This is a genomic window from Cellulophaga geojensis KL-A, from assembly GCF_000568425.1.
GTDB classification, from domain to species: Bacteria; Bacteroidota; Bacteroidia; order Flavobacteriales; family Flavobacteriaceae; genus Cellulophaga; species Cellulophaga lytica.
Window position 1 is genome coordinate 1 of record NZ_ARZX01000084.1, and the last position, 836, is coordinate 836.

The 836-nt window shown below is 31.6% G+C and carries 1 protein-coding gene; it reads right to left on the reverse strand.

What is annotated here, in order from left to right; translation table 11 throughout:
* Positions 1-54: 54 nt before the first annotated feature.
* Positions 55-792, reverse strand: coding sequence for a hypothetical protein (locus KLA_RS17295; RefSeq protein WP_034647464.1), 738 nt, complete (start codon positions 790-792; stop codon positions 55-57).
* Positions 793-836: the final 44 nt, after the last annotated feature.

Sequence of the window (836 nt, forward strand, 5' to 3'; positions counted from 1 at the left end):
TAATGAGTTTTTACTTGTTTTTTACCTCAGTTCTTTGTTGCCAACCGTTTTTTATTAAAATTCAATTCCAAAAATTAGTTTAATTAAATACCCTATAATAATGAGTATGATACCAGAAATAAGTTTGTTTTCTGAAATCAATTCCCAAAACTTTTCCCCAAAGTTCCTTTTTTGGGTTGTTGTTTCTTTTGCGTTGGTGTTGATATTTTGGGGGCTATTGGAAAAACTTGATGATTGATTTACTTGTCCAATTGTAGAACCTGAAAAATCATTAGTTATGATTGATTCAGTATTTTGTTTTTCCAGCCATTCCAAAAATTTAGGCCAAGACTTTAACTCAATGAGCTTAGTCAAATATTTATGGTTTTGGAAAGGTATTGAAAGTCCATTTTTAGTCTTATTTCCGATTCCAAGATTATATAGTTGGCTAAGAAGGTCGCTAACTTCTTTTGTTTCGCTTTTTGTTGAAACAATGGACTCTCCATTTTTAAGTCTTTTTAAAATATCAATTGTATGTTCTTTCAACTCAAAATTACCATTTACATTAGTTATTGAACTATTTAAAAAATACTCCTCGTGTTTTTCAATTCCCAAACGAGTTATCGCGAGTTTAAAAGAAATTGGTTTTGGGCCAAATGACTTTATGGGTTCAAACGAAACAAGTCCATCACTTCTCAGTTCACTGGTAATGCGTTTAGCTTCTGTCTTGTCCTTGAATAAATGTTTTGTCTCAACAAAACCCCTGTCACGGTTATGATAGAGCAATTCCAATATATTATGATACTTGTTCATTCAAAATGGTTGGCAACGTGTTTGTATATGGTTTGTTGCGTGTT

What these genes read in the sequence shown, in the direction of transcription:
- KLA_RS17295 (WP_034647464.1), bottom strand. Translation starts at nt 792, where the DNA reads ATGAACAAGTATCATAATATATTGGAATTGCTCTATCATAACCGTGAC.